Origin of the sequence: Pantoea coffeiphila (assembly GCF_016909495.1) — a bacterium.
Taxonomy (GTDB): Bacteria; Pseudomonadota; Gammaproteobacteria; order Enterobacterales; family Enterobacteriaceae; genus Erwinia; species Erwinia coffeiphila.
Genome location: NZ_JAFBFW010000006.1, coordinates 276,217 through 301,884 on the forward strand (window position 1 = coordinate 276,217; position 25,668 = coordinate 301,884).

Here is a 25,668-nt window from a genome sequence, read left to right on the forward strand (position 1 = left end):
CGGACTAGAATAAGGCCCTGGTGAAGAGCCAATGAGGGCTCTGCGCAGATTTATCTGGCAGAACCGTATCCCGCTAATAAGTGCCGTTAAATTTTTGCGATTCGTGCAGGCTCAGCCTGTTAGATAACCCTTACCGTTACGCGGGGGGCTAGTGCCGTAAGCAGTTCATATCCGATTGTTCCAGCTGCATTGGCCACCACATCAACCGGCAGGTGCTCTCCCCAGAGTTCCACATCACTGTTAATACAGGCGGAAGGGCAGGAGGTCAGATCGACCGTCAGCATGTCCATGCTGACACGTCCCACCAGACCCGTACGCACGCCATCTACCAACACCGGCGTGCCTTCTCTGGATGTTCTGAAGTAGCCATCAGCATATCCACAGGCGACTACGCCAATGGTTTGGTTATTCGTGGCACGAAAGTTTCCGCCGTATCCAACAGCATCACCCTTTTTAAGATGTTGGATGGCTATAATTTTGCTCTTCAGACTCATTACTGGTTTCAGACCTGTGTCGGCAATGTCAGCCCAGTTTCCTGACGGTGATGCACCATAAAGAATGATGCCGGGACGAACCCAGTTGCGATGCGTATCACGATGCCAGAGCAGGGCGGCGGAATTGGCCAGGCAGTGCTCTACATTTTCTGGGGTATGCAGGTTATCGATTGTCATCATGGGTTCGATTACCCCTTCCCGGGTATCAGCATTAGCAAAATGGCTCATCAGTGTTACAGAGTTGATATACGGAATTCGGCGCAATTTATTCAGAACATTGCCGATTTCGAAAGGTGTAAAGCCCAGGCGATTCATGCCAGAGTTAACTTTGAGATACACATCAACCTTATTGGCGAAGTGATAGTTTCTGAGCGCGTCGATCTGCCAGTCACTGTGAACGGCAAAAGTTAGCTGGTGTTCGTCAATGATCTCGAGATCCGTGTGCTCGAAAAAACCTTCCAGAAGCAGTATTTTTCCTGTCCAGCCTTCCTTTCTCAGTAAAAGGGCTTCATTAAGATCTAACAGGGCGAATCCGTCAGTAGAATTAAGGTGTCTCCAGATATTTGAGATACCATGTCCGTAAGCATTGGCTTTTACAACGGACCACATTTTTTGTCCGGAATTAACTCCGCGAATTATCTCGAAATTACTCTTAATGTTGGCTGTGTTAATTTCCGCATAAATTGGACGAGGCATAGCAAAACCCTTTCAGTTTAAAGATATCTGTATACAGACAGATCTTCGTGCTCAATATCAGGAGTGTTATTACTGATAATATCGGATAACAATCTCGCCGAACCGCAGGACATTGTCCATCCAAGCGTGCCATGACCTGTATTTAACAGCAGGTTGGTATAAGGCGTTTTTCCGATGATTGGCGTACCATCCGGTGTCATTGGCCTTAAACCCGACCAGCTCTCCGCATCCCCATAGTAGCCACCGTGTGGAAAAAGATCTTTAACGACCATGAGCAGTGTATCAATTCGGGATTGCAAAACATTTTTATTAAAACCACGAAGCTCAGCCATTCCGCCAATGCGGATCCTGTCCCGGAAACGAGTAACTGCGACTTTATATGTTTCGTCGAGAAGGGTAGACACTGGCGCCAGACAATCCTGAGTAATGGGAACAGTAATTGAATAACCTTTTACAGGATATACAGGGATTTTAATAAATTTCGCCAGAATGTCTCTTGACCAGGAACCGCCGCAGATTACGTATCTGTCGGCTTTTAATATTCCTTGATTGGTCACGAACCCTGTGATTTTGTTCCCTTCAGAAGTGATATCACTGACGTTGCAGTTAAAACGAAAACATACCCCTGCAGCCTGCGCCAGAGCCGCCAGTTTTTTGGTAAAAATCTGACAGTCTCCAGTTTCGTCATTCGGCAGGTGAAGTCCGCCTGTAAGCTTACCTTCCCCCATGTTCAGGGCCGGCTCAACTTCGCGAAGTTCCTCTCCGGTATAAAGCTTATAATCCACCCCGGCCTTTTCAAGAACAGCTATATCGTTAGCTGCACTATCCAACTGGGCCTGCGATCGGAACAGCTGCAACAATCCTTTGCTTCTTTCTTCATAATCCAGAGCCGTTTTAGTTCGGAGAGCGCGCAGGCAGTCGCGACTGTATTCAGCAATTCTCACCATCCTCGATTTATTAACGGCGTACGACCCGGCGTTGCACTGGTTCATCATAGCCATAATCCACTGCAGCTGGTGAGCACTGCCATCTGGACGGATGGCCAACGGTGCATGTTTCTCAAACATCCATTTAATCGCTTTTAACGGAATTCCTGGCGCAGCCCAGGGAGACGCATAGCCTGGTGAAATTTGTCCCGCATTCCCGGCGCTGGTTTCTTCAGCAACATCATTCAGTTTTTCAATGACGGTCACATCGTGTCCCTGTTCTTTCAAATACCAGGCTGTTGTTACACCTACAACGCCACCGCCTAAAATAATAATTTCCATAACGATACCTTACATTTTTTTAATGTTTGAAATTAACCCATTAGTTTTAGTATGGTTATTAAAAAGTTATTCCATGACTTATTAATAATGGGCTCTAATAACCTCTATCACAAGTAACATAAAATCAAAAACTATTCCCCATCAGCAAAGGTTACTGCTGTCACAAAAATTAAAATTAAAATTTTATTTGGATAAACAAATCCACAACAGAAAAAAACGAATTTTTTTATTCGTTTTACAGAAAAAATATAAATTCATTTGCCACTATCTTCAGGTTAGGCCAGCGCTAAGTTATTTATGAGATTTATCTGGAGAATTAAATATGAAGCTAAATTCGCAATATCTCTTCCGGCAATACGCCTATGTCAATGGGGAGTGGATTGTCGGTTCTTCTGGACGGCAAGAGGCCGTTTACGATCCTGCTGATGACACCATCCTTGGGCACATCACGCTCCTGGACCCTGCTCAGATTGGCAGCGCCGTTACTGCCGCTGATGACGCATTCCGTCAGTGGCGTGCGAAACGCGCTGATCAGCGAGCTGAAATACTTCAGAACTGGTATCAGCAACTTCACGACCATCGTAGCGATCTTGCACAGCTGTTAGTCAGAGAGCAGGGGAAGCCGTTGAGTGAGGCTGAAGGGGAGGTGGACTATGCGGCGAGCTTTATTCGCTGGTTTGCAGAAGAGGCGCGAAGAACGAACGGAGAGAATATGCCGAGCCATATTCCAGGCGCGCTGCTGGGAACGGCGAAAGAGCCTGTGGGTGTCGCGGCACTAATCACACCGTGGAACTTTCCTCTGGCCATGATCACCCGTAAGGCTGCCGCAGCCCTGGCAGCAGGTTGTACCGTGTTGGTAAAGCCTGCAAATGAAACCCCGTTTTCTGCGCTGGCTCTCGCTGAGCTGGCTGAACGCGCTGGTTTTCCTGCAGGAGTTTTTAACGTAATCACCGGGGACCCCGCTGAAACGTCCGCACAGCTCTGTGCTGAACCACGCATCAAAGCGCTTTCATTTACTGGCTCAACGCGAGTCGGAAAACTTTTGTTGAAACAGTGCGCGAGCACGGTAAAACGCGTCTCTCTTGAGCTTGGAGGCAACGCACCTTTTATTATTGCTCCGGACGTTTCACCTGAGGAAGCAGCCGACGCGGTTATTGCGGCCAAGTTCCAGACCAGCGGACAGGATTGCCTCGCAGCAAACCGAATCCTCGTGCATGAAAGCATTTATAACGCCTTCCTCGAAACGTTTGCTGGCCGCGTACGCGATCTTGTCGTAGGCAAGGGAAGTAATCCGCGGACGGATGTCGGCCCTCTTATTCATCGCGCAGCGGTTGATAAAGCCAACGCGATAGTGGAAGACGCCGTTAGGCTTGGAGCGCGACTCATTCATGGAGATCAGAGCCTTGCTCCTGGTGCTAACTATTTCATGCCAACGCTTCTGTCAGATATCACTCCTGAAATGAAGGTCTGGCGTGAAGAGAATTTTGCGCCAGTGGCTGGCGTCAGCGCTTATCGCACAGATGAAGAAGCCATTGCCCAGGCAAATGATACGGAATACGGCCTTGCAGCATACCTCTGGACTCACGATCAGAAGCGGATCTGGCGTTACATCCGCGAACTCGAATACGGCATGGTTGCCGTAAATAGCGTCAAAATGACCGGACCGTGTGTTCCTTTTGGGGGCATTAAGCATTCAGGTTTGGGCCGTGAGGGCGGTAAAACCGGCATTGATGAATATCTCAATACCAAATATTTCTGTCTTGGAAATGTTGGCCAGCCTTCCTAACACACTTTTACAGGAGATAATATTATGGAAAACAGTAAAAATTTAATCACGCGCGATCGGAAAGTTACTTTTCATGCCTCAACCCACCTGCGGGATTACGCCAACGGTGAGTTGCCAGGTCGCGTGATCGTTGGAGGTAAGGGTATTTACCTCAAAGACTACGATGGCAACGAGTTCATTGATGGTTTCTCCGGCCTGTATTGCGTCAATATCGGCTATGGCCGCGATGAGGTGGCTGAAGCCATATACAAACAGGCAAAAGAACTTGCCTATTATCACACCTATGTCGGGCATTCAAACCTGCCGTTGGTGGAGCTGTCTGAAAAGATCATCGCCAAAGTCGGCTTGAATATGTCGAAGGTGTACTACGGCATGTCCGGTTCAGATGCCAATGAAACTCAGATCAAACTCGTCCGTTACTACAACAATATTCTTGGACGCAAGCAGAAGAAAAAAATCATCGCTCGCCAGCGTGGTTATCACGGCTCCAGCATCGCAGCAGGTTCACTGACGGGTCTGGCAGCTTTCCATGACCACTTTGACTTGCCAATCGACGGCATCCTTCATACAGAAGCTCCTTATTACTATCATCGTGCGGCCGAGCAGCAGGGCATCAGTGAAAGCGAATTCTCCCGTTACTGTGCAGAGCAGTTGGAGAAAATGATCCTCGCTCAGGGGCCAGAAACTGTTGCAGCCTTTATTGGTGAGCCGGTTCTGGGCACCGGCGGCATCGTGCCACCACCGGAAAATTACTGGCAGGAAATTCAGAAGGTGCTGGATAAGTATGATGTCCTGCTGATTTCCGATGAAGTGGTTTGCGGCTTCGGTCGCACAGGTGAAGAATTTGGCGCACATAAGTACGGTATGCGCCCGGATTTGATTACCATTGCAAAAGGCCTCACCAGCGCCTACCTCCCGCTGTCGGGAGTGATCGTGGGTGAGAAGGTCTGGAAAGTTCTGGAGCAGGGCACGGGCGAATATGGTCCAATCGGACACGGCTGGACTTACTCTGGCCACCCACTGGGTGCTGCAGCTGCACTGGCCAATCTGGAAATTATCGAACGTGAAGGTCTTGTAAGTAATGCAGCAACTACGGGCGCCTACTTCCAGAAGCGTATGCAGGAAACCTTTGCAGATCATCCGCTGGTCGGAAACGTCCGCGGCGTTGGACTGTTAGCCGCTCTTGAGTTCTCACCCAACAAAACAGTTTGCCAGCCTTTTGACAGTAGTCTTAAGGTGGGCGCGCGCGTGTCGGCAGCTGCTCTGGAAAATAAGCTTATCGCGCGAGCCATGCCGCAGGGCGATATTCTGGGCTTTGCACCACCGATGGTGGTTAACAACGGTGAAGTTGAGGAAATTATCAGCCGCACCTTGAAAGCCGTGAACCGTGTTAGTGACGAGCTGAAAGCTTCTGGTTATCTGGGGTAATGATTACCGGCGGGAGCTGGAGTTTTATTCAGCTTTCGCTGCTTTTTATACCAGTCGCTTCTGAGGTTTCTGTTTAGTGTGGAGGCTCATATTGACAGGAACCTGAATTTCAGATTGATGCATGTGTCAGTAGATGCTGAAAGGAAAATTCCTGCCAGCAAAACGTTCACCTCATGTTGAGTTCTATAAGATGCTAAAGAAGAAAGCACCCTTCACTCGTGAAGAATACGCCTCTCGTATCGCAAAAGCCCGGGCGTCAATGCAGCAGCAAGGTTTATCCCTTCTGATAGTCAGTGACCCCTCAAATATGGCCTGGCTGTCTGGCTATGATGGCTGGTCGTTTTATGTACACCAGTGTGTTTTACTGGGACTTGAGGGAGATCCTGTCTGGTATGGCCGACAGATGGATAGCCTGGGCGCCCAGCGCACATGCTGGATGGATGAAACACGTATCATTGGTTATCCGGAACGCCTGGTCCAGAATCCTGACGATCATCCTATGCGCTATCTGATGGAAGACGTTCTTCCTTCACTGGGCTGGAGTGGTGTGGTGACGGGTGTGGAAATGGATAACTACTATTTTACAGCTAAAGCCTTCGAGAGCATGCAGAGTTTGGGAAGCAAAACCCGGTTTGTTGATGCAAACGGGCTGGTTAACTGGTGCAGGGCGGTTAAATCAGAGCAGGAACTTGCCTATATGCGGATTGCGGCCCGTATTACCGACCTGCAACATGACAATGTTTATCAGATGATTGAACCTGGACTGCCTAAAAATCTGCTGGTCGCTGAAATTCAGCGCACTGCGGCAGCGGGATATGTTGATGAGAACGGAATTCGTTTTGGGGGCGATTACGCCGCTATCGTGCCACTGTTGCCAACCGGTGCTGATGCTTCTGCTCCGCATCTGACCTGGGATGATGAACCACTGAAGGCTGGGGAAGGAACATTCTTCGAACTGTCAGGGTGCTACCACCATTATCATGCTCCGTTATGTCGTACCATCTTCCTTGGCACACCTCCCGATTACTTCCTGCGTGCAGAAACCGCGTTGCTTGAAGCGATTGAGGCCGGTTTATTTGCAGCCCGCCCGGGCAATACCTGTGCGGATGTCGCAACAGCCGTTGAAAAGGCACTGAAGAAACATGATATCGATCGCGGTGGTGCGCGTTGCGGTTATCCAATCGGGATCAGTTATCCGCCGGACTGGGGCGAACGTACCATGAGCTTCCGTACTACCGATCATACCGTGCTGGAACCTGGAATGTCCTTCCACTTCATGCCGGGTCTCTGGATGGATGGATGGGGGCTTGAAATTACTGAGAGTATCGTAATTGCGGAACAAGGCGTTGAGGTCCTGTCGCGTTGTCCCCGTCGCCTGTATGTGAAGTGAGAATAAGATGATGAGCACAGAAATTAACACACCTGTTTATGCTGGCGTGGACTTCAACAGCCCCGGCGTACAGCACGGATTTTTAAAGTTGCCGCATTCACATGATGAATCTGCGTGGGGTGCAGTCATGATCCCCATTACAGTCATTAATGGGACGCCTGGTCCAACCGCGCTTTTAACTGGCGGTAACCATGGCGATGAATATGAAGGAATCATTGCCCTCCTGAAGCTTGCAAATTCCCTTAAAGCGGATGAAGTGAAGGGAAGAGTGATTATCGTTCCGATGATGAATACCCCTGCCGTACAGGCCGGTCTGCGCACTTCTCCTATTGATAAAGGAAATCTGAATCGCAGTTTCCCGGGATCAGCTGGAGGCTCGGTGACAGAGCAGATTGCGGACTACTTCACGCGAGTTCTGGTCCCGATGTGCGACGTGGCGCTTGATCTGCATTCAGGCGGACGCACGCTGGATATCATGTCTTTTGCCGCTCTGCACCGTCTTGAAAATGAGCAGCAGCAGACCCGTAACCTTGAGGCTGCCCGTTCATTCGGCGCTCCGGCGACTGTCGTAATGTATGAGCTTGATGCAAGTCAGTTATATGACACTGTAGTTGAAAGTCAGGGCAAAGGATTTGTAACCACTGAACTTGGCGGTGGCGGTACTTCCATCCCTCATCGGCAGGCTATAGCCGACCGCGGTGTGCGCAATTTCCTCATTCATCATCACCTGATTGAAGGGGTTATTGAGCAAAGTGAAAGCGAGGCGCTGCTGCTTGATATGCCTGATGCCAGTTGCTACCTGCAAAGTGAACATGCCGGCATTCTGGAACTGCTCTGTGATCTGGAACAATCAGTGACAGAAGGAGACGTTCTGGCGAGAATATACGACAATACACGCAGCGGACAGCCACCGGTTGAATACCGTGCCCGCCGTAGTGGGATGGTCGTCGCACGCCGTTTCCCTGCCAAGGTAGCTGTCGGAGATACGCTCGTCGTTATTGCCAGAGAGATACGTTCGTTATAGCGATGACTCCCTGGCTGACAGGTACCAAAGTCGCCAAAGAGGATAAAAGCTAGGTATGAAACTCGATCGCTATGATCTGAAGATTTTAGAAATTCTGAGCAAAGAGGGACGGATAACCAAGTCAAAGCTGGCGGAAACTATAAATCTTTCCGTCAGCCCCTGCTGGGAACGAGTAAAGCGTCTGGAAGATGCAGGAGTTATCGAAGGGTATCATGCAAAGCTGAATTCGAAAGTACTGGTTAAACGTCTTCAGATTTGGGTCTCAATCGAACTTAAAAAACATAACGCAGAGAGCTTTACCCGTTTTGAAAAACATGTCATGAGTACGCCTGAATTAACAGAATGCGTTTCTGTTGGAGGCGGTGTAGATTATTGGGCAAAATTTGAATCATTATCCATAGACGAATATCAGCGAATGATGGATAACTGGTTGGAATCTGACCTGGGGATCGAACGTTATTTTACATATATAGTCACGAAAAGTGTGAAGTCCGTCCCTGCATTACAGACTTTACAGAGCAATATAGACAGGGATATATGAAAATTTAATTACGGGTAATATGATTAATTGAAGGGCCAGTGAAATGGCCCTGCTATAGCTCTCTCCATGTCAGAACTGGAGAAAAAATGAAAACGAATAATTCATCTGCAAAAAACTATCCAGATTTAAGTCAAGAAAAATGTAACATCGTTGAAAGGTCTCTTATCAAACGAGCTATAGGGGCAGCCTCAATTGGCAATGCTATAGAATGGTTTGATTTTGGGTTGTACGGGTATTTAGCAGTGACTCTTGGTGCAGTGTTTTTTCCGGAGGTAGGCCATAAAACGCAGTTATTATTCACTTACGCGACCTTTGCAATTGCTTTTTTAGTGAGGCCTCTTGGTGGGATGTTTTTCGGTCCCCTCGGAGACAGAATAGGGCGTAAAAAAGTTTTAGCCCTGACAATGATATTAATGGCTTTCAGTACCTTCGCTATCGGCCTTATCCCCAGTCATGAGCATATTGGTCTGTGGGCACCAGCCTTGCTACTGCTGGCTCGCGGCTTGCAGGGATTTTCAACCGGGGGGGAGTACAGCGGAGCTGCTACTTTCATCGCGGAGTATGCACCTGACGACAAGCGCGGCCAGCTTGGTAGTTGGCTGGAAATAGGCACGCTGGCGGGCTTGATCCTTTCTGCAGCCATAGTAGCAGGCCTCACCATTTGGCTTAGCAGTGAAGAAATGCGTGCATGGGGATGGAGAATTCCATTCCTGATTTCAGCGCCGCTGGGTATCACTGGCGTCTGGTTGAGATTCCGGTTGGAAGAAACACCGGCCTTTCATCAACTCGAACAGAAAATGCAGGCGGCTAATCACGAACATCCTACTATCAGTCAGCAATGGAAAACTATAGTAAAAAGTTATATGAAGCCCTTTATAATTTGCATCGGGATGGTGTTTATACTGAACTTGGCTGATTATATGCTACTGTCCTATATGCCCAGCTATCTTAATACGGTAATGGGGCTGAGTGAGTTAGAAGGTCTGATTTCTGTGGTAGTCGCAATGCTATGCATGATGGCTGTTCTGCCATCAGTTGGAAAATTATCAGATATATATGGTCGCAAGCCAGTTTGGATATTCGGATGTACAGGATTCATTTTACTCTCAGTTCCGTGTTTTTATGCTTTGGGTAGTAATAATATGTTGCTGGTTTTTGGCGGATTACTTTTACTGGGTTTGTTACTGACATGCTTCCTAAGCACGGTTGCGTCAACGCTTCCGGCATTATTCCCCACAGCAGTACGCTACAGTGGACTTGCAATTGCCTATAACCTTTCTACGTCTGCGTTTGGCGGCACGGCACCATTGCTTTCATCATGGCTGGTAAATATAACCTCAAATCCTATCGCGCCGGCATGGTACCTCACTTTAGGCGGGGTAATAGGACTCATTGCCGTCCTCTTCAGCAAAGAGACTGCGGGCCAACCGATGGAAGGGTGTTTACCTGTTGTAGAATCAGTGAATGGAAAAGTGTTATCAGCAAGACATTTCGATAACATAAAAAGGCGATCGGCATCGATTTGATATTTTTTGCGATAGATAAATATCAGTTAAAACTCAGTGATGCATTTATAAAATCATTCATCTGAAAATACAGTTAGACATAAAACACCAACAGATAACCGTTGGTGTTTTTTTGTCAACTCACCCAGTAACTCTGCAAGATGTATAACAATCCAAATAAAGCAGAAAAAATTAACTGAATGTAGCATTGAAAACAGAAAGAAAAAATTATCTGACATGGTATTGTTTTGAGTGAATTTTAACCTTAAAAAATGTCAGGCAAAGTTCAAACAGATAAAAATTTTTTTAGGTTGAATGATCGTCTAGTTGTCATTAACTTGCCTGGCTGTTCAGCTACCATCAGGATTCAACGCAAATAACGAGAAGGTGTATTGTGTTACAAATGTATGGGGCACTCCGTACCAGTGAGGCCTTCAAGGCAAAAACTTATGCATTGCTGGCTTTGCTTGGCTCAATATTTTTTCTTGGGATCGGGACATCCCTTGCAAAAAAGTACCTTTTCCCCACCGTCGGCCCCCAGGGTACAACGGCATTACGGCTGGGTTTTTCAGCTCTTTTTATGATGATCTCAACATGTTCATGGAGGATGCAACTTAACCGCTCAGACTGGAAGAAAGTCTTTCTATACGGCGCAGCGCTGGGGGGGATGAACTATTGTTTCTACATGTCGATAAAAACTCTCCCCTTTGGGCTGGCAGTGGCTATCCAATTTTCGGGCCCACTCAGCCTTACGCTGTTTTCTTTACGACGTAAAATCACTTTGGTCTGGATTAGTCTGGCCGTGGCAGGGCTGTCGGTTTTATTGCCTTTAAGGGAGACAAGTAGTGCAGATCCCGAAGGAGTGATGTACGCACTTTTTGCTGCTGTGATGTGGGCTTTGTATATTCAGGCAGGGAAAAGATTAGGACATATCTCAGCTGTTAATTCCGTTGCACTTGGTTTGATTATAGCTGCCTGCTTCACTGTCCCGGTGGGAGTGGTTTCTGCTGGCGCCAGTCTTTTCTCATGGCACATTCTCGCGGCAGGAGCATGTATCGGCCTGATTGCCAGTGCGTTACCTGCAACGCTTGAGATGATTGCGTTAAAGCGTGTAAGCCGGGGAACGTTTGGCATTATGACCAGTCTTGAACCTGCAGTAGCAGCGGTGATGGGTTTTATTGTGTTACATGAGCAGCTAGGTAATGCGCAGTGGGGAGCGATTCTGATGATAATTTTCTCCTCAATGGGATGTATGCTGACTTCAGATGATCAGGAATTGCCGACAGACCGGATTTAACCGAGGATTAATAATCAGGATATGCCGGGGCATGAGGGAAGTAGACTCTTGTTTAAGCAATGCATACTCTTTCAAAGATTTTTGACAGCCAAAACGGGTGGATGTGTTTATCATAATCGATACATAAATAAACACATCTATTGGTGCCATGTTTGACTTTACTAGTAATAAGTATCCTTTAATATCAGCTTGTCTGATTTGAAAATGAGATTCGACAGATCATAAGTGGTCAAGAAAGAACCTTTGGTAAGGTTTTCTTCTGAATCCATAAAGTCAATACCACATGCGCGCTGATTACTCCATCTTACTATGAAGTCTGCAATACCTTCTACCGTCACGATATCCCTTTCGAATGTCACTTCAACCTGAACAAGATCGTTCACGCTTCCGGTCAGGCAGGTCTCATTCTTTTTTAATGTTTTACAGTATCTTAATTTTGAGGACGCGTTCTGGTGAAGAAGGATCGGTACTATTTCTTGTGCGAACTTTGTGGAAAAGATAAGCAAAGCAGTATCATATTTCATAGCAATCTCCCGGGAGATTCAATTTTAACTCTGATGAAAATAATAGTATCTCATTAGTTAAGCAACAATAATTTCCACGATGTAAAAATTAACCTAATCTACAGCCCAATCAGATACTAGTCAAAAAATAGGCACACATTTAAGAATGCGATGAGTTTGGAGCTCAATTTAGTATAGCAGTATTTACATTGTTAGTGACCATGACGAACTGAAAATATCAATATTTATCTTTTTTGGTTTTCGGTAATGAGATCTATGTCAGATTACTACCTACGTGATAAAGCCTGCGCAGTAAAACTGCATCTAAATTATAAAAACGCAGTTTTTAAGCGTCAATTCACATGTAAAAGCTCAATTGTTGGTGTTGGGTTAAATATACTTCAGTTGTGTTTAGTATTAATGAATCATTAGCTACTCTAAAATGATAAATGGGATTATCCCTTATGAGTTAAAGGGTTTTTTTGTTCATGAGTTTAAGTAGAAAGTAAAGAGGGTTAGGTGATGGGCAAAGTGAAACCTGTTTTAACGCGATCCATAACAACCATAGTCTTAAAGGATTTTACATGTGAATTCTTATGAAAGAAGGTCTTAGTAAAGCTTTCATAATCGCCGATGGTTTTTGCAGAGATAATAAGAACAAAATCAGCATCACCTGTGATGTAAAAACCGCTCATTATCTCAGGAGTAGATTTAATGATTTTTTTGAAAGAGTCAACAATATCTATATGGCCACGCTCAAGCGTAACGGAAACAAGTACTTGTACAGGACGGCCAATCAGCTCTGGTGAAACGATCACTACTTCACTTTCAATCACACCTTGTTCGCGTAACTTCTTTATACGTCGCTGAACACCCGTGCTTGATAAGCCGATCATCTCACCCAGTTCATCGCTGGTAACTTTACTGTTTCTTTGCAAGACATCAAGGATCTTGGCATCCAGACGGTCAATCATTTTTTAGATCCAAATTTTATCAGATCGCAATTATATCTGACCTTTAAATAAAAGTTAAGTTCCGCACATCAGATGGATGTGTCCTGTATCATTTTCTAAGAGGGTACTATGAACAACTACAATAAATCAGAAAGGGTTGAGTCTTCGAAGCCCACCGGGCTGGTTCGTTCGCTTAGCAACAGACATATTCAACTCATATCCATAAGCGGTGCGATAGGAACCGGACTGTTTATGGGATCTGGGCAGATGATTAATCAATCGGGTTCATCAATTATTTTTACGTATCTGATAATTGGTTTTTTTCTTTTTTTTGTAATGCGAACCATGGGAGAGTTACTTCTTTCTAATCTCGAGTACAACAGCTTTGCCGATTTCTGCTCGGACTTGATTGGGCCCTGGGCGGGATTCTTTGTTGCATGGTCATATTGGTTTCAATGGGTTATAACGATAATAGGTGATGTATTGATAATAGGTGTTTACTGGAAGTTCTGGTATCCCGGAACGCCGGAGTGGATGCCCGCTTTTGTTGCGTTATTTACTCTGATTTCGATCAATATGATTGCAACACGTCTTTTTGGCGAATTTGAATTCTGGTTTTCGCTCATAAAGGTTGTTGCAATCGTATCTCTGATTTTTGTCGCTGGATATATGGTTTTTTCAGGATTTATTTCACCAGACGGAGTGAAAGCCTCTACTTCAAATCTGACTGATGGCAAGGTACTTTTCCCTCATGGTATTGCAGGCTTTCTCGCAGGATTTCAGATTGCTCTATATTCTTTCGGGGGGGTTGAATTGGTTGGAACTACAGCCGCAGAGACTAAAAATCCAGAAAAATCTTTGCCAATGGCAATAAATGCCATCCCGTTGAGAATAATAGTTTTTTACGTCTTATCTCTGGCTTCAATTATTGCGGTGAGCGGTTATGCCAATATAAATCCTGATACAAGTCCTTTTGTTAAATTGTTTCTTGTTGCAGGATTTCCGGCTGCAGCAGGTATTATAAATTTCGTAGTTCTTACGTCTGCTCTTTCATCAGCTAATAGCGCAGTCTATTCAACAGTACGGATGGTCTACGGACTTGCACGGGCGGGTGATGCGCCACCATCATTAGGTCGGTTGTCTTCATGGTCAGTGCCATGCAATGCCTTGCTGCATTCTTCTTTCTTCATGATGATCGGTGTTGCACTAATATTTGTTTTTCCAAATGCTATGTCTGTATTTTTGTTGGTTTCAACTGTTGTAGCAATTACAACCACGTTCGTATGGTCTATGATATTAATCTCATATCTTATTTATCGTAAAAAGAGACCTGAGCTTCATAATACATCACGTTTCAAAGCTCCGATAGGGATTGTTATGAGTTGGGCTGGGTTGGTTTTCTTTGTTTTCTCAATAATCATCCTTGCATTTAATGAGAATACCAGGATCGGATTGTATATCACGCCATTATGGTTTATAGCACTTGTGTTCTGTTACCTTTATACGCTGAAAAAGAAGAAAGCAGATTATTCCTTATCTTTAAACGAATAAGGGATTTAAAGGCCCAGTCATAATCTGTGTTGTACTTTCCTTTAGAGGATGGCTATATAGGAAAAAAGCTTTGCAGGGGTGAAGGATTCGCCCCTCTTTCCATTTGTAATCTGTTTTAATCTAATCTCATCTAGTCAAATTAATCGCGCGTGACTAAATTTATTGCCATGAACTCAAATTCATGGAATTGCATTATTTGCATGAGCTGGAAATTTTTTAAAAGGGTGCTATCATGCCAAAATCAATTAAATCAAACTCGACAACTACATGGTCGTGGTCAACCCTACGATAACCGTAAACCAGTAAATCCTGATTTTGATGCAAGCTGTTATCAGGTTGTACTGAAGGAATAAATTTATAAAATATGTTTATTCAAATACTAGGTCTTTCTTATACAGGGTCAACCTAATGGCCCCACTCAGCGATCTGACGTTAAATAAGCTATAAATCGTTGTGCGCCTCTAAACTCCCCCCTATCACTCAAGATACAGGTCAGATTTGTCTGCATGTCAGGTAAAATCCATTACTAAGATCAGGCTAAATTGATCAATGAGAGCTGGTCAGTTAGTGACGCTAACCCATGTTAACATGGTGGTTATACAGGGTAATCTATGTTAATAAATTTTTCTCTGCCTAAGTTTTGCTCTGGAGGGCAGATTAATCTGCTCGAGAAAAATGATGTGATGCGATTTTCTCTGTGAATTTTTTCCAATCTTTTTCCTACAAAAAAGAAAAAAAACCACTTTTTTTCTGTTGAGTGATATTTTTTTTCTGGATGTGGGTGTTATTTAGACAAACTAATCACACTAACGACAAAGCAGCTTTTAGAGTCTTCTCCATTGAGGATGATTTGAATAGTTTTCTTTGTTAAAATTTTGCCGTAAAAATGTTCATTAGATTTTTGTGAAGTTATGCAATTAATAACAAAATAATTGGTTGAATTAAATTGATGGCTCTATAGATCGATTTTAATTAATCAGTGTTTTTATATGAGAGATTAACATCTAAGTGTAGGGTTATAAATAATAATCAAAAAGATATTCGTTCATTAGAAAAAGCCTGCAGTTAACGGGTTAAATATAATCGATTTCTGGGATAAAACCAAAAGGAAATATTTTTCACATGAATGTAACAAGAAGAAAGTTTATAATTGGCGGGGCTGCAGTTGCTGCGGCAGGTGGGGTTGGTATTCTTACTCCTATGCTAACACGTGAAGGCAGGTTAATTCCTGGCAAACCTCGTTCAGGCTTTGTCCAAGGACTATCAGGGACACTCCCGAAGCAAGCCGATGTCGTTGTTATCGGAGGTGGAATTTTAGGAATAATGACGGCTATTAATCTTGTGGAGAGAGGCCAGTCTGTAGTGGTGTTAGAAAAAGGGAACATCGCTGGCGAGCAATCTAGCCGCTTTTATGGGCAAGTGATGACCTACAAAATGCCAGATGCGACTTTCCAGCTTCATCATATCGCTAAACAACGCTGGCGTGAGATGAATGCGAAAATTGGAGCAGATACCAGCTATCGGACTCAGGGAAGAGTTGAAGTCCCCCATGATGAAAAAGATCTGGAATTTGTAAGAGAATGGATCTCAAGAAAGGGAAATGATGCTGGAAGCAATATTCCATTCAAAACCCGTATTATCGAGGGGACTGAGTTAAATAATAGACTTCGTGGCGCAACTTCAAACTGGAAAATCGCTGGATTTGAAGAAGATTCTGGCAGTCTTGATCCCGAAATTGCTGCATTTGTAATGGCTGAATATGCCCAAAAGATGGGTGTTAAAATCTATACAAATTGTGCCGCTCGAGGTATTGAAACACAGGCTGGAGCAGTCTCTGATGTTGTCACCGAACATGGGGCGATCAGGGCATCTAAAGTCGTTGTAGCCGGGGGAGCATGGTCACGCTTGTTCATGAAGAACCTGAATGTGGATATTCAAACGCTGCCTGCTTACCAGTCTCAACAGCTGATTAGTGCGGCACCAGGCGCTCCGGGTGGGAACGTCGCATTGCCCGGTAGCATATTCTTCCGGGAGCAAGCTGATGGTAGCTACGCAACTTCACCTCGCGTGGTTGTTGCGCCTGTAGTTCAAGAATCTTTCATTTACGGTTACAAGTACATGCCTCTTATGGCTGACTTCCCAGTACATATTGCCTTGAATGAGCAGCTGGTCAATTCTATCAAGCAGCAATCTCATTGGAGTAATAATGAAGTTACTCCGTTCGAGAAATATCGTGATATGACTGCAGCACCTGATTATAAAGATTTGAATGCGTCGCTTGAAAAGTTAAAAGCTGAGTTCCCTGCTTTCAAAGAGTCGAAAATCATCGATCAATGGAGCGGAGCTATGGCTATTGCTCCAGACGAACATCCTTACATTTCTGAAATTAAAGAATACCCGGGAATGGTAATTAACACAGCTACCGGCTGGGGTATGACAGAAAGTCCTGTATCAGCGGAAATCACAGCAGATCTATTGTTAGGTAAAACTCCTATTATTGATCCAAAACCTTTCAGTATTTATCGTTTCTGATTTTTTTATTAAATAGCGCCGATTTAAAATACGGCGCTATATTTTTAAATGAGTAATCTGTTCGCAGTATAAAATACAACAATCAGTTATAAATGTTGGTTTATTTACACTCTATTCCCCTCGCTGCGCCTCTGTAAGTCAGCAATCGCTTCAAGCAAGTCGTCTTCTTTCAATGGTCACTGGGATTTTCAGGCCGTATCCTTGCGACGGCATCGCGGTTGCTGGATCCTCGGCGCACGCATTTTCCGGGGGATCCAGAGTCCGGCACGTACCATAAGCTGACCTACAGTCTCTTTAGCCAGTACAACGTCATGAAGCTCGGCCAGCTTCTCGCAGGCGAGCGTCGGACCAAAATCGGCGTAGTTATCCCGGATGATGTCCAGCGCAAGTTCAGCCAGGCCGGGCAGAAGCTGGCGATTACCACGCAGTCCGCGCCGGCAGTTCATCAGAGCCAGTGGCCCGGACTCACGATAACGTGCAAGCAATCGCCAGCAGTTGCGTCCTCAAGCTTGAACTCATAAAAGGACGATAAAGCGGACATTTCAATATAGCCAGAGACGGACATCTGAATTTAGCCACTACAGATTTTGTCTACCCGAAGTTGAAATGTCACCCTCAGTTCCCAACTTAAAATGTCACCTTTACTGTGATTCAGTCTGAAAGAGCAGGGTGGGCAGGTGGTTATCGTTTGAGGCTGGCTCTGAATTCTTCAGGGTTGGCCAGTACCGGATTGATGGCTTTCAGCTGCTCCTGAATCCTTGCCTGAGCGCGTCGTCTGGGCATCTTCTTACTGCGTTCTCTTTTACCGTCCCGTTCGCGTTCATTCTGCTGAATCTGTGCGAGTTTCAATACTGCGCCCAACCGCTTGTTGTCCACAATAGCGCCCTGGTCAACAATGGCCAGTTTGTCGAAGACCTGATAGGACAGTGTTCTGTAGCCATACTTAAAGGCCAGCGTGCCGTCTGGATAGTCGAGAACCGTCCATGTAAACCAAAAGACAGCATTTTGATGCACGACCTTCAAACCAGTCGTGGTGAGAGCCGTCAATCTGAATCAGCTCTCCAAGGCAATCGCGTCGATAACGTGGTTGATACACGCGTGGCTTACGGTGTGAACGAGGTAGCCACAGACCATACGCGATCATCCAGTGGCGAACAGTCTCCGTTGAAATATTAATTGAATGACGCTCTCTGAGTTTTTCTGCGGCTAATGTGGGTCCAAAGTCGCTGTATTTTTCACGTAGCAACGCGAGAACATGCATTTTCAATGCTTCTGGTACGCGATTGTTTGCCGGCTGGCCACGTTTTCGCGAAGTAAGTCCCTCAGCTCCGTTTGATATATAACGGATAAGTAGACGCTGGATCTGCCGAACACTGATGTTGAGAAGTTTTGCGGCAGCAGACTGGGTCAGGCGTTTGTCACAAATCTGCTGCAGTACTGGAATGCGACTCAGTTCTTTCTGGCTCATGGTCACCAACATTACGACGCTCCGGATTGTCTGTAAGAACAAAAAGCAGGCTACAGGAAACGCGACATTTTAACTTTGGTAAAACACGACATTATCGCTTTGGGCTGACAGATTTGGTGCGCATAATACTAATTATGTTAAATATAAATTTTGATGTAAATGTAAGCTCCATTTACCCTCGCCTGAAATCAGCGGATGTATGACGAGACGACGTCAACTGTTCCTTTATACTGTATCTGAATTACTTCCGGTTTCCGCTGTTAAGAGCCTGGTGCATGCCGGACTCCTTGGTTAACTGACAATCTGCTTCCGACTTAATTACAGGAAGCACAACAGCGCTGGCCATCCTGTCGACCAGGCCTTAAGGGAGGATTGACGGTCTTGAGCTGATGTAAAAGCGGCGTTCGGCCTGACGGGCGCGCCGAAGCTGGTGCCAGGATGAATCCGGGGACGTTGTCAGCCTCGAGGCCGGCAGGCTGCAGAGCCCGCGCAACTTCGCAGACAGCAAAATGGCCCGCAGGCCAGCCCGGGCGTAATGCCAACGCCGGTAGCTGAAATACCGGATGTGATAGGGGTCGTTAAGCGCGTGATACCGCGCCAGCAGCTGCGCTGTCTGCCTGACGCTCAGCGGCAACTCCCGAAGGTGATACATCAGAACGGTGGGCAACACCTTCCATTCCCCCGTAAGCGCGGAATAGTCCACTACGGGCTCAGACATGGCGGGGACGAGCCTGCTCGCGCCGGTTAACGGATCGGTTTCCCGTTTGCCCCGATCGTGGGCGACGTCGGCGCAGCAAAGCGCAAAGTGTTCCAGCACCGTGACCAGCTCTATACCGATAAACAGCCGCTCCTCTTGCCGCTTTTCTTCAGCTGTCTGGCGCTCGTGGCGGCGGGTGAAGTGGTGAGTCAGCGCCACAGCGGTCAGGGCGCCACAGAAGGACAAAGCGGGCGTCAGCCACGATGATAATTCAGATACTTCTCTGACTGGCAAGTTGTTCTCTCCGTTCAGGGTTTCCAGTGGTTAGAAAGGGAACGGGCACAGACGAAAGGCACCAGCCAAGCTGGCGCTCATCCCTGAAGCAGTTAGCTCCCTGCGTTAATCGCTGCATCTCAGCCTTTCTGATTGTCGCCGGGATGCTGGTGCACTCTATATAACTGATCCGGCGTGACCGGTAAATCCCCCCTTCAGAATGAAGGATGCGTGCTAAATGGGGCTACAGGCCGTTCAGCAGAAACCCGTCTTCGACCATAGCGCTGCCCCGGGTGCAGGAGATAATCCCTTCCCGACGCATCTCCTGCAGCGCCTGTATAATCTCGTCCGCTGGCCATTCGTCCGGAAACCAGCAAATCGAGCAGACCGGGTTACGCTTACGCGTGGCCAGCACCTCACGGCAGCGCGACAGAATAGCCAGTTTGAGTTCATAAATAGTCATATATTTTTTTCCTTAAAGTGGAGGGCCGGCGTGCCCTATGCAGCACCGTGCCGGATACCTATTCTGTTGAAAGTATCTTTTCTCCTGTTAAAGGTTTATTTATTTTTCTCATCCGGTGAAATCACAGGTGCGATCCTCGTGGCAGCCGCCGCAGATCAGCTCAGGGGCGTGACGTAAGAAAATGAAGCGCCCTTAGATAGATCTCCACACGACCGTCCCAGAATCCTTCGGACTGTTGAACAGCCGCTTCTTTCATTTTGATAAGGTTAAGGTAGCTGTTGTGAAGGTTTGTTCTGGACAGGTAGCTTGCAGGCGAAATGGCCTGCAGGTGCATGCCGAAGTTCATTTTTTGTCTGTGAGGTTGTGCATCATCAGCGACGGCCTGATTAATAACGCTGATAACTGAAACCATTTTTTTCTCACAGATGTCAATGAGATGCTCCAGTTCATCAATGGTTAGATAATAAATCCTCTCGCGATTTACCGGCAGATAGCCATATTTCTCTTCTATATCAGAAAACAACTCCGTCGATATATTTTTGTTAAGAAAGTTTCCCGTAGATATAAAATGATCTCGATGAACAACGATAAGCACAGCATCTAATTCTGAGCGCGATCGCTTATTTATGGTGTTCATGATTTTACAGCATTCCTGAGCCTGTATGATCCCTTTTTCAAAGCTGCTTCTGAGTTTACCTCTTAAATGTACGGGACTAACGGATGTTTTGACATCGCCATGAGGTTCAATGGCTTTGGAATCAATAAAGACGTAGCCCTCGTTGCTCGGCAGGATATAATCAACTTTCTTTCCTTCCGTAGAGTTTTTGCGGTAGAGCAAGGCGATATCTTTTTCGCTAATCAGCTCTGGAAAAACCTTTCTGATGTAATCCTCCAGATAGCTCTCCAGAACCGGACCAAATTTATCCTTAAACGGTGTTGGGCTGAATTCACTAAACAGTCTAGGTACCGCTGAAGTGAGCGCCTGCAGCAGAAGGGTGCGGGAAAAAACGCACAGATGTTCGTTATCCATAAGAAAGGGTTTTTTTATCAGCGGCGTGTCTTCAAAGTATTCAGAAGCCAGTGGTCCGTCGCAGGCATACCTGCTGAAAAACGACGTCAGGTCTTCTGAATATAGCGACAGCAATGACAGATAGTTTTTGAGGGTCGTCATATTCAGAGCAGGGCTCAGCGGAATAATAAGCTCCCTGAGCGGGATCCGGAGCGATTCAGTCCGGCCAGTCAGCGTGTTGTGCGTAAGGAGGTGAAAAGAGATGAGGTAATAATCCTGAAGCCTGATCCCGGTTTGCGCCAGGAAATTATCTCTGAACCACGGAGAATCACTGCCGCAGAACCATAAAAACTGCCTAGCCAGCGCGTGCATGTGGGCCTTAGCTGGCGTCTGATAAAACATTTGGGAGATGATCATTCGCCTGATTTCAAGCTCAATGCTGTTCATCTGATGCAGGTCTGACGCATCGTTCTGTAACGCATAGATGCGGTTGATAATCTTATCGAACTCTCTGTCGTTAATATCGCGGGCTTCGCTGCTGACGTCGCCCAGATATTTCCACTTCAGGGCGAGGAAGCAGCACCATGGAAAATTCGAAACCAGCCCGTTCTGCGGATTCCGCAGCGACTGGAAATGAATGTACAGCTGATTAAGAAAAGATGAATGGGTATAGGTGTTTAATTTTTTCCTGATGGCCTGGACTTTATTCGCGTACTGATTCCGACTCTTGATCTGTAAATTCACGGTAACGTTCCTTAATGGGGATATTCAAGGCTGACAGCAGCCACTCCCTGTCCGTCAGATCCGGCTTTCTTTAATCGTCCGAAACCGGGGATGATTGTGAAAATCAAATTTGTACCATTGCGGTCCAGCTGACTTGGTCCGTTTTTCCGTGTCACCCTATGATTAATCTCACTTAAGAGTCAAAATCCTGCCTGATTAATGATTTTTTTCCAAACCCTACTCCTGGAGGAATCAGTGACGACAATCAGGTTATTGGTGGTCGCGGCAAAATTCCACTGGCCGGCAAGTTCTTCAGCCAGCAGCTTGGTGTTACCGTTGTCCAGAATATTGGTATCGTTTTCTTTCACCAGAGGCGCTGATTTAATGGAATGCGTTTTTTGAGTCTACCGCAAGCTGATACTGCTCATTCAGGCTGACCTCTGCACTGGCCATGGCCGTATAGCCAGCGGAGGCTTAAATGTGCACTGCACTACCATGAACGGGGGTCAGCTGTCTCCTGCTCTTCCAGAAGCCGCAGAACGGTCCGCACGTTATAGAATGGGATACGCATGGCTCGATATACATGACTTCAGACCTTTCCTCTGAAGCGAGGTCAAAATCCTCTGTATGGGGCGGACATGCCGGTCTATTGAAAACGTCACTACCGAATCCAATCGGGTTCAGAAATCAAATCCGGTTTCATGATCGCAATTATCTCACGTGCATGCTTCTGGTTAACCGCGCTGTGTCTGTCGACCTCGTATCCCGTAAATCCGTCATAACCGAGAGAGCGCGTTGCTTTGACCATCACCTCGATTAAGCCTCGAGTCAGATTCAGCCCCATAATAATTTGCGAAGCGTTCATTGTGATGGAGAACCTGCTGGCTTGAATACGAGTCATTTTTTCAATGTGCTCTGCAAGTGCAGGGTCTGAGAAAGTAAACCTCAGAACATCGCCCGTTGCCCATCCGGTATGCCAGAACTGCTGATTCACATTCATCGACCTGGCCATTAGGGAGTTCTTCATGACCTCAAGGCGGAGCATTTCAGAATTATGATAATCGCTGACTGTATCGAGTATGTTCTCAGGTTTATTCAGCAATGACTGGCAAAGATGTGCCCCAGCGCGTGCTGCATAATCCTGATCTGACGTCAGGAACACAGCGGAGTGAGGTACGAGCAGTTCACTTCCTTTCTTTACCGGCGGAGGGAATTGCCAGCTTTCAAACCTCGTATCTGACCCGTGATACCACGTCTTTTCGGATAATGAATCCACTTTTAACCTCTTATGACAGAATTTGCTGATTATGTAAAATATCAGATAAGCTGTTTGCAGTGCTGTTTCTGCCATTAGGAATGACTGAACTTAGCCAACTAAGTGAAGCATATGCGCAAGAAAGCTTTTCAGAAATATAATTGCACATTTCATGTTCACCAAGATTACAAACTTGGTGAGCTCAGGTATTAGAATATTTTTTTCCCAAATTTTAAAGATAAACATGTCGGTTAACATGTTTAAGTTTGGGGTTGTGATAGGTATTTTTTATTTGCATAAGCTATCACGATTACATTCGATAACCTTGAAAAGATGTGCTGAAAGCATTTTTTATAAGTTTCATAGTCAGAGTCATTAATACCTTCCTTATGCTTTCCATGCGCAACGTTATTTCTAGCGGTGAGCAGTTTATTCAAATCGGTTTTGATGTCCTCAAAGTCATCAAAGTTTAGCCCAACTTGATAAAGTAATTTCGAAAAAGCATTCTCTGTTCAAGATTAAATTCCGATTGAATATTATTATAAAATCGTAACTCATCTTCACGCCAAGAGTTGTCATAAATTAATCAGCATTGGTCCTTGATTAAGATTCTCCATGCTGAATGTAACTTCATTAATGGCATTTCTACGAACTCTCACTGTCTCGCACCTACGATCCAGATAATACGTTTACAAAACCTATAATATTATATAACAAGGTTTTTATCCCCCCCTCTGCGCCTTCCCTCATCTGCCAGCAGTTTTGTTCTGGTCGCTATCTTAACTTCATATAATAAGACTTATATGAAGCTGGTTTTGATACTTGGACTATACATCACAAAAATCCTTGAAGCTAACTTGTCTAGCTGCCCGCAAAGCACCTCATCTCACTGCCATACTCTCCCCTGCCCCAACATCAAAACTACTTCCCAGCAAGTCGCTTGTGAAGATCTTCGTAGATCTCATCACGCCTGTCGACTGCAACGACGGTAACCGTAACCTTCACGTTGCCTTCGTCATCGGAGGTAACGGTATAGGCAAGTCGATATCCGTCGTTCCGAAGCTTGATTTTGTAGCAGCTGTGCTGAAGCGACAATCTATTGGCCGGCATCGTAAGCGCTTCGTAGGATGCTGCGCGCTTTTTCAGTATTTTGGCAAACTTATCCCTGATGGACGGATTCAAAGAGTCCCACTCTTTTTTAGCCAGCGCCTTAAACTTCAGGCTGGCCTTGAATGCCGAAGACATCAGAGATCATCCCAGCTAACGTCGATCTCTTCGTCCCCTGCTCTGTCGACGGCTTTCTGTAGGAGAAGCGAGTCGCTCATATGTTCAAACATCAGTTCAAACATCGCGGGCGGCACACAGTAAAACGCAGGTTTGTTATGGTTCAGAATTGCGACGGGCTCACCATGAGACTCATTCATGGCCGCAGTCGGGTTCTTTTTGAACTCGGTAATGGACGCCGTTTTTCTGCTGAGAATATTTTCGGTGATCATGCATCCTCCGGTAAGACTATAAAACATATTATTCGGAGCTGATTTTAGCGCTTTATTTCGCTCTTTTAAAGCTGCGGTGGCTGATTTTATTCAACTCGAAGCCCGTCGATTTACGATTTTGACCCACCTACGAGTCATAACCCCGCTTTAAGCCCCATAAAGCATCCAATCCAGCAACAGAGGCAATCCCTGCCCCTACTGCAACCGACTGGCAATCTGCCGCAGCTGCGCGGCGATCTGCGCTAAATCCTGCGTACCCGACCCCTGCGCGGCGGTGGAATTGCGCACCACCAGGCGTGCGGGCAGGATCGAGGACGATCGGCTGTGGTCGTCTTCGCTGGCCTGCAAAATACGGCTCACCGCCTCTTTCCCCTGTAAATCGAGGTCGAGAGAAACCGTGGTCAGCGCGGGATGGAAAAACGCGCTTTCATAGGTGTCATCGTAGCCCACCACCGAAACCTGCCCCGGAACCGCCATGCCGCGTTGGTGCAGCGCGCTCAGCACGCCGAGCGCCATCTGATCGTTGCCGACCAGCAGCGCGCTGAAGCGCGGGGTTTCGTGCAGCATCTGCAGGATGCCGTTAAAGCCGCTCTGCGCATCCCAGTTGCCGTGGATCACGCTGACCGGCTGTAAGCCGTAGCCTTCCAGCGTCTCCAGCCAGCTTTTCAGCCGCAGGCGGGCGGAAACCGAGTGCTGCGGCCCTGCCAGTAGCGCAAACTCGCGGTGCCCCTGTTCGTAGAGGTATTTCACGCTGGCGCGCGTGCCGTCCGCCGGGTTAAACGAAACGTTAAACACTGACGAGAACGGATCGACGTCCAGGAACAGACACAGGATGTCGTCGTTCTCCTGCACGATGCGCTCTGCGTCGGCGGTCTCCAGCGGCACGTTAATAATCACTTTATCGACGCGCTGCGACTTCAGCTCGTTGATGCAATCCTGCAAACTTTGGTTGACGTTCTCATCAATCATCGCAATCAGCACCTGGTAATCCGCCGCGTTAGCGTAGCGTTTTACCGCAGCGGCCACCTGTGAAGGGGCATGCAGCGCCAGCGAGGTGGTGACCAGCCCGAGCGTGGTGCTCTGCTTACCGACCAGCTGCTGCGCCAGGCGGTTAGGCACATAGCGCAGCACCTCTATCGCCTTCTCAACCTTGCTGCGCGTCGCTTCGGAGACGTTGGCAGACTTATTAAGCACCCGGGAAACGGTCTGATAAGACACTCCGGCGTGACGGGCAACATCCTCTAAAGTGGAATTCTTCGATTTCATGGCTCGCTTCCCTGGTAGCAGATGCGGAAATTGTAACACAGCCGAAACCC

The 25,668-nt window shown here is 46.5% G+C and carries 21 protein-coding genes and 3 pseudogenes; 9 read left to right on the forward strand and 15 right to left on the reverse strand.

What is annotated here, in order from left to right:
- Positions 1-119 precede the first annotated feature (119 nt).
- Positions 120-1,190, reverse strand: a complete 1,071-nt coding sequence (gene alr / locus JOE09_RS20070; protein ID WP_205067005.1) for an alanine racemase — start codon at positions 1,188-1,190, stop codon at positions 120-122.
- A gap of 17 nt (positions 1,191-1,207) precedes the next feature.
- Positions 1,208-2,458, reverse strand: coding sequence for a D-amino acid dehydrogenase (locus JOE09_RS20075; protein ID WP_205067006.1), 1,251 nt, complete (start codon positions 2,456-2,458; stop codon positions 1,208-1,210).
- A 322-nt stretch (positions 2,459-2,780) separates the two neighbouring features.
- Between JOE09_RS20075 and JOE09_RS20080 the strand changes: the two genes are divergently transcribed.
- The 7 genes from JOE09_RS20080 to JOE09_RS20110 all read left to right on the forward strand — a co-directional run bounded on the left by JOE09_RS20080 (position 2,781) and on the right by JOE09_RS20110 (position 11,429).
- Complete coding sequence (locus tag JOE09_RS20080) at positions 2,781-4,244, forward strand: NAD-dependent succinate-semialdehyde dehydrogenase (RefSeq protein ID WP_205067007.1); 1,464 nt, start codon at positions 2,781-2,783, stop codon at positions 4,242-4,244.
- 24 nt (positions 4,245-4,268) lie between these two features.
- Entirely contained in the window at positions 4,269-5,672 is a 1,404-nt protein-coding gene (locus JOE09_RS20085; protein WP_205067008.1) for an aminotransferase, read from the forward strand.
- Between the two features lie 133 nt (positions 5,673-5,805).
- The gene (locus JOE09_RS20090; protein WP_239553201.1) at positions 5,806-7,062 is read left to right on the forward strand and encodes a M24 family metallopeptidase; all 1,257 of its coding nucleotides are present in this window, start codon (positions 5,806-5,808) and stop codon (positions 7,060-7,062) included.
- Between the two features lie 7 nt (positions 7,063-7,069).
- Positions 7,070-8,086, forward strand: a complete 1,017-nt coding sequence (gene doeB / locus JOE09_RS20095; RefSeq protein WP_239553202.1) for a N(2)-acetyl-L-2,4-diaminobutanoate deacetylase DoeB — start codon at positions 7,070-7,072, stop codon at positions 8,084-8,086.
- Positions 8,087-8,141: 55 nt separating this feature from the next.
- Complete coding sequence (locus JOE09_RS20100; RefSeq protein ID WP_205067009.1) at positions 8,142-8,627, forward strand: Lrp/AsnC family transcriptional regulator; 486 nt, start codon at positions 8,142-8,144, stop codon at positions 8,625-8,627.
- An 86-nt stretch (positions 8,628-8,713) separates the two neighbouring features.
- Positions 8,714-10,153 (forward strand): MFS transporter, encoded by a 1,440-nt coding sequence (locus JOE09_RS20105; protein WP_205067010.1) that lies wholly within the window; start codon positions 8,714-8,716, stop codon positions 10,151-10,153.
- Positions 10,154-10,535: 382 nt separating this feature from the next.
- Positions 10,536-11,429 carry an EamA family transporter gene (locus tag JOE09_RS20110; RefSeq protein WP_239553216.1) on the forward strand — a complete coding sequence of 298 codons (894 nt, stop codon included), beginning with the start codon at positions 10,536-10,538 and terminating at the stop codon, positions 11,427-11,429.
- A gap of 161 nt (positions 11,430-11,590) precedes the next feature.
- Here JOE09_RS20110 and JOE09_RS20115 read toward each other — a convergent pair whose 3' ends face one another.
- Entirely contained in the window at positions 11,591-11,953 is a 363-nt protein-coding gene (locus tag JOE09_RS20115) for a hypothetical protein (RefSeq protein ID WP_205067012.1), read from the reverse strand.
- 494 nt (positions 11,954-12,447) lie between these two features.
- Positions 12,448-12,906 carry an Lrp/AsnC family transcriptional regulator gene (locus tag JOE09_RS20120; protein ID WP_205067013.1) on the reverse strand — a complete coding sequence of 153 codons (459 nt, stop codon included), beginning with the start codon at positions 12,904-12,906 and terminating at the stop codon, positions 12,448-12,450.
- A gap of 108 nt (positions 12,907-13,014) precedes the next feature.
- On the opposite strand from JOE09_RS20120, the gene JOE09_RS20125 reads away from it, so the two are divergent.
- Entirely contained in the window at positions 13,015-14,436 is a 1,422-nt protein-coding gene (locus JOE09_RS20125) for an amino acid permease (protein ID WP_205067014.1), read from the forward strand.
- Positions 14,437-15,558: 1,122 nt separating this feature from the next.
- On the forward strand, positions 15,559-16,968 hold the full coding sequence (locus tag JOE09_RS20130; protein WP_205067015.1) for an NAD(P)/FAD-dependent oxidoreductase: 1,410 nt from the start codon (positions 15,559-15,561) through the stop codon (positions 16,966-16,968).
- Positions 16,969-17,162: 194 nt separating this feature from the next.
- Here JOE09_RS20130 and JOE09_RS26205 read toward each other — a convergent pair.
- From JOE09_RS26205 to JOE09_RS20180, 11 genes and pseudogenes are all read right to left on the reverse strand, one after another.
- Positions 17,163-17,468: pseudogene (locus JOE09_RS26205) on the reverse strand (ISNCY family transposase); the annotation flags it as partial.
- Between the two features lie 181 nt (positions 17,469-17,649).
- Positions 17,650-18,436 (reverse strand): annotated as a pseudogene (locus JOE09_RS20135) (helix-turn-helix domain-containing protein).
- A gap of 361 nt (positions 18,437-18,797) precedes the next feature.
- The gene (locus JOE09_RS20140) at positions 18,798-19,352 is read right to left on the reverse strand and encodes a hypothetical protein (protein WP_205067016.1); all 555 of its coding nucleotides are present in this window, start codon (positions 19,350-19,352) and stop codon (positions 18,798-18,800) included.
- Positions 19,353-19,650: 298 nt separating this feature from the next.
- Positions 19,651-19,869: a hypothetical protein gene (locus JOE09_RS20145; protein WP_205067017.1), complete on the reverse strand. Its 219-nt coding sequence runs from the start codon at positions 19,867-19,869 to the stop codon at positions 19,651-19,653.
- A 160-nt stretch (positions 19,870-20,029) separates the two neighbouring features.
- Positions 20,030-21,622, reverse strand: a complete 1,593-nt coding sequence (gene gapS1, locus JOE09_RS20150) for a GapS1 family protein (RefSeq protein ID WP_205067018.1) — start codon at positions 21,620-21,622, stop codon at positions 20,030-20,032.
- A 179-nt stretch (positions 21,623-21,801) separates the two neighbouring features.
- Positions 21,802-21,969, reverse strand: a complete 168-nt coding sequence (locus JOE09_RS20155; protein ID WP_205067019.1) for a hypothetical protein — start codon at positions 21,967-21,969, stop codon at positions 21,802-21,804.
- A gap of 293 nt (positions 21,970-22,262) precedes the next feature.
- Entirely contained in the window at positions 22,263-22,952 is a 690-nt protein-coding gene (locus JOE09_RS20160; RefSeq protein ID WP_205067020.1) for a hypothetical protein, read from the reverse strand.
- A gap of 164 nt (positions 22,953-23,116) precedes the next feature.
- Positions 23,117-23,350: pseudogene (locus JOE09_RS26460) on the reverse strand (MAE_28990/MAE_18760 family HEPN-like nuclease); the annotation flags it as partial.
- Positions 23,351-23,777: 427 nt separating this feature from the next.
- Positions 23,778-24,101, reverse strand: a complete 324-nt coding sequence (locus JOE09_RS20170; protein WP_205067021.1) for a type II toxin-antitoxin system RelE/ParE family toxin — start codon at positions 24,099-24,101, stop codon at positions 23,778-23,780.
- A complete protein-coding gene (locus JOE09_RS20175; RefSeq protein WP_239553203.1) occupies positions 24,101-24,352 on the reverse strand; it encodes a type II toxin-antitoxin system Phd/YefM family antitoxin in 252 nt (83 codons plus the stop codon). The genes JOE09_RS20170 and JOE09_RS20175 overlap by 1 nt, the downstream gene beginning before the upstream one ends.
- 195 nt (positions 24,353-24,547) lie before the next feature.
- Positions 24,548-25,618, reverse strand: a complete 1,071-nt coding sequence (locus JOE09_RS20180; RefSeq protein ID WP_205067022.1) for a LacI family DNA-binding transcriptional regulator — start codon at positions 25,616-25,618, stop codon at positions 24,548-24,550.
- Between the last annotated feature and the right edge of the window lie 50 nt (positions 25,619-25,668).

Coding starts and splice junctions, on each gene's coding strand:
- alr (WP_205067005.1), bottom strand. CDS start 1,190: ATGCCTCGTCCAATTTATGCGGAAATTAACACAGCCAACATTAAGAGT.
- JOE09_RS20075 (WP_205067006.1), bottom strand. CDS start 2,458: ATGGAAATTATTATTTTAGGCGGTGGCGTTGTAGGTGTAACAACAGCC.
- JOE09_RS20080 (WP_205067007.1), top strand. CDS start 2,781: ATGAAGCTAAATTCGCAATATCTCTTCCGGCAATACGCCTATGTCAAT.
- JOE09_RS20085 (WP_205067008.1), top strand. CDS start 4,269: ATGGAAAACAGTAAAAATTTAATCACGCGCGATCGGAAAGTTACTTTT.
- JOE09_RS20090 (WP_239553201.1), top strand. CDS start 5,806: ATGCTGAAAGGAAAATTCCTGCCAGCAAAACGTTCACCTCATGTTGAG.
- doeB (WP_239553202.1), top strand. CDS start 7,070: ATGATGAGCACAGAAATTAACACACCTGTTTATGCTGGCGTGGACTTC.
- JOE09_RS20100 (WP_205067009.1), top strand. CDS start 8,142: ATGAAACTCGATCGCTATGATCTGAAGATTTTAGAAATTCTGAGCAAA.
- JOE09_RS20105 (WP_205067010.1), top strand. CDS start 8,714: ATGAAAACGAATAATTCATCTGCAAAAAACTATCCAGATTTAAGTCAA.
- JOE09_RS20110 (WP_239553216.1), top strand. CDS start 10,536: ATGTATGGGGCACTCCGTACCAGTGAGGCCTTCAAGGCAAAAACTTAT.
- JOE09_RS20115 (WP_205067012.1), bottom strand. CDS start 11,953: ATGAAATATGATACTGCTTTGCTTATCTTTTCCACAAAGTTCGCACAA.
- JOE09_RS20120 (WP_205067013.1), bottom strand. CDS start 12,906: ATGATTGACCGTCTGGATGCCAAGATCCTTGATGTCTTGCAAAGAAAC.
- JOE09_RS20125 (WP_205067014.1), top strand. CDS start 13,015: ATGAACAACTACAATAAATCAGAAAGGGTTGAGTCTTCGAAGCCCACC.
- JOE09_RS20130 (WP_205067015.1), top strand. CDS start 15,559: ATGAATGTAACAAGAAGAAAGTTTATAATTGGCGGGGCTGCAGTTGCT.
- JOE09_RS20145 (WP_205067017.1), bottom strand. CDS start 19,869: ATGACTATTTATGAACTCAAACTGGCTATTCTGTCGCGCTGCCGTGAG.
- JOE09_RS20160 (WP_205067020.1), bottom strand. CDS start 22,952: ATGGCAGAAACAGCACTGCAAACAGCTTATCTGATATTTTACATAATC.
- JOE09_RS20170 (WP_205067021.1), bottom strand. CDS start 24,101: ATGTCTTCGGCATTCAAGGCCAGCCTGAAGTTTAAGGCGCTGGCTAAA.
- JOE09_RS20175 (WP_239553203.1), bottom strand. CDS start 24,352: ATGATCACCGAAAATATTCTCAGCAGAAAAACGGCGTCCATTACCGAG.
- JOE09_RS20180 (WP_205067022.1), bottom strand. CDS start 25,618: ATGAAATCGAAGAATTCCACTTTAGAGGATGTTGCCCGTCACGCCGGA.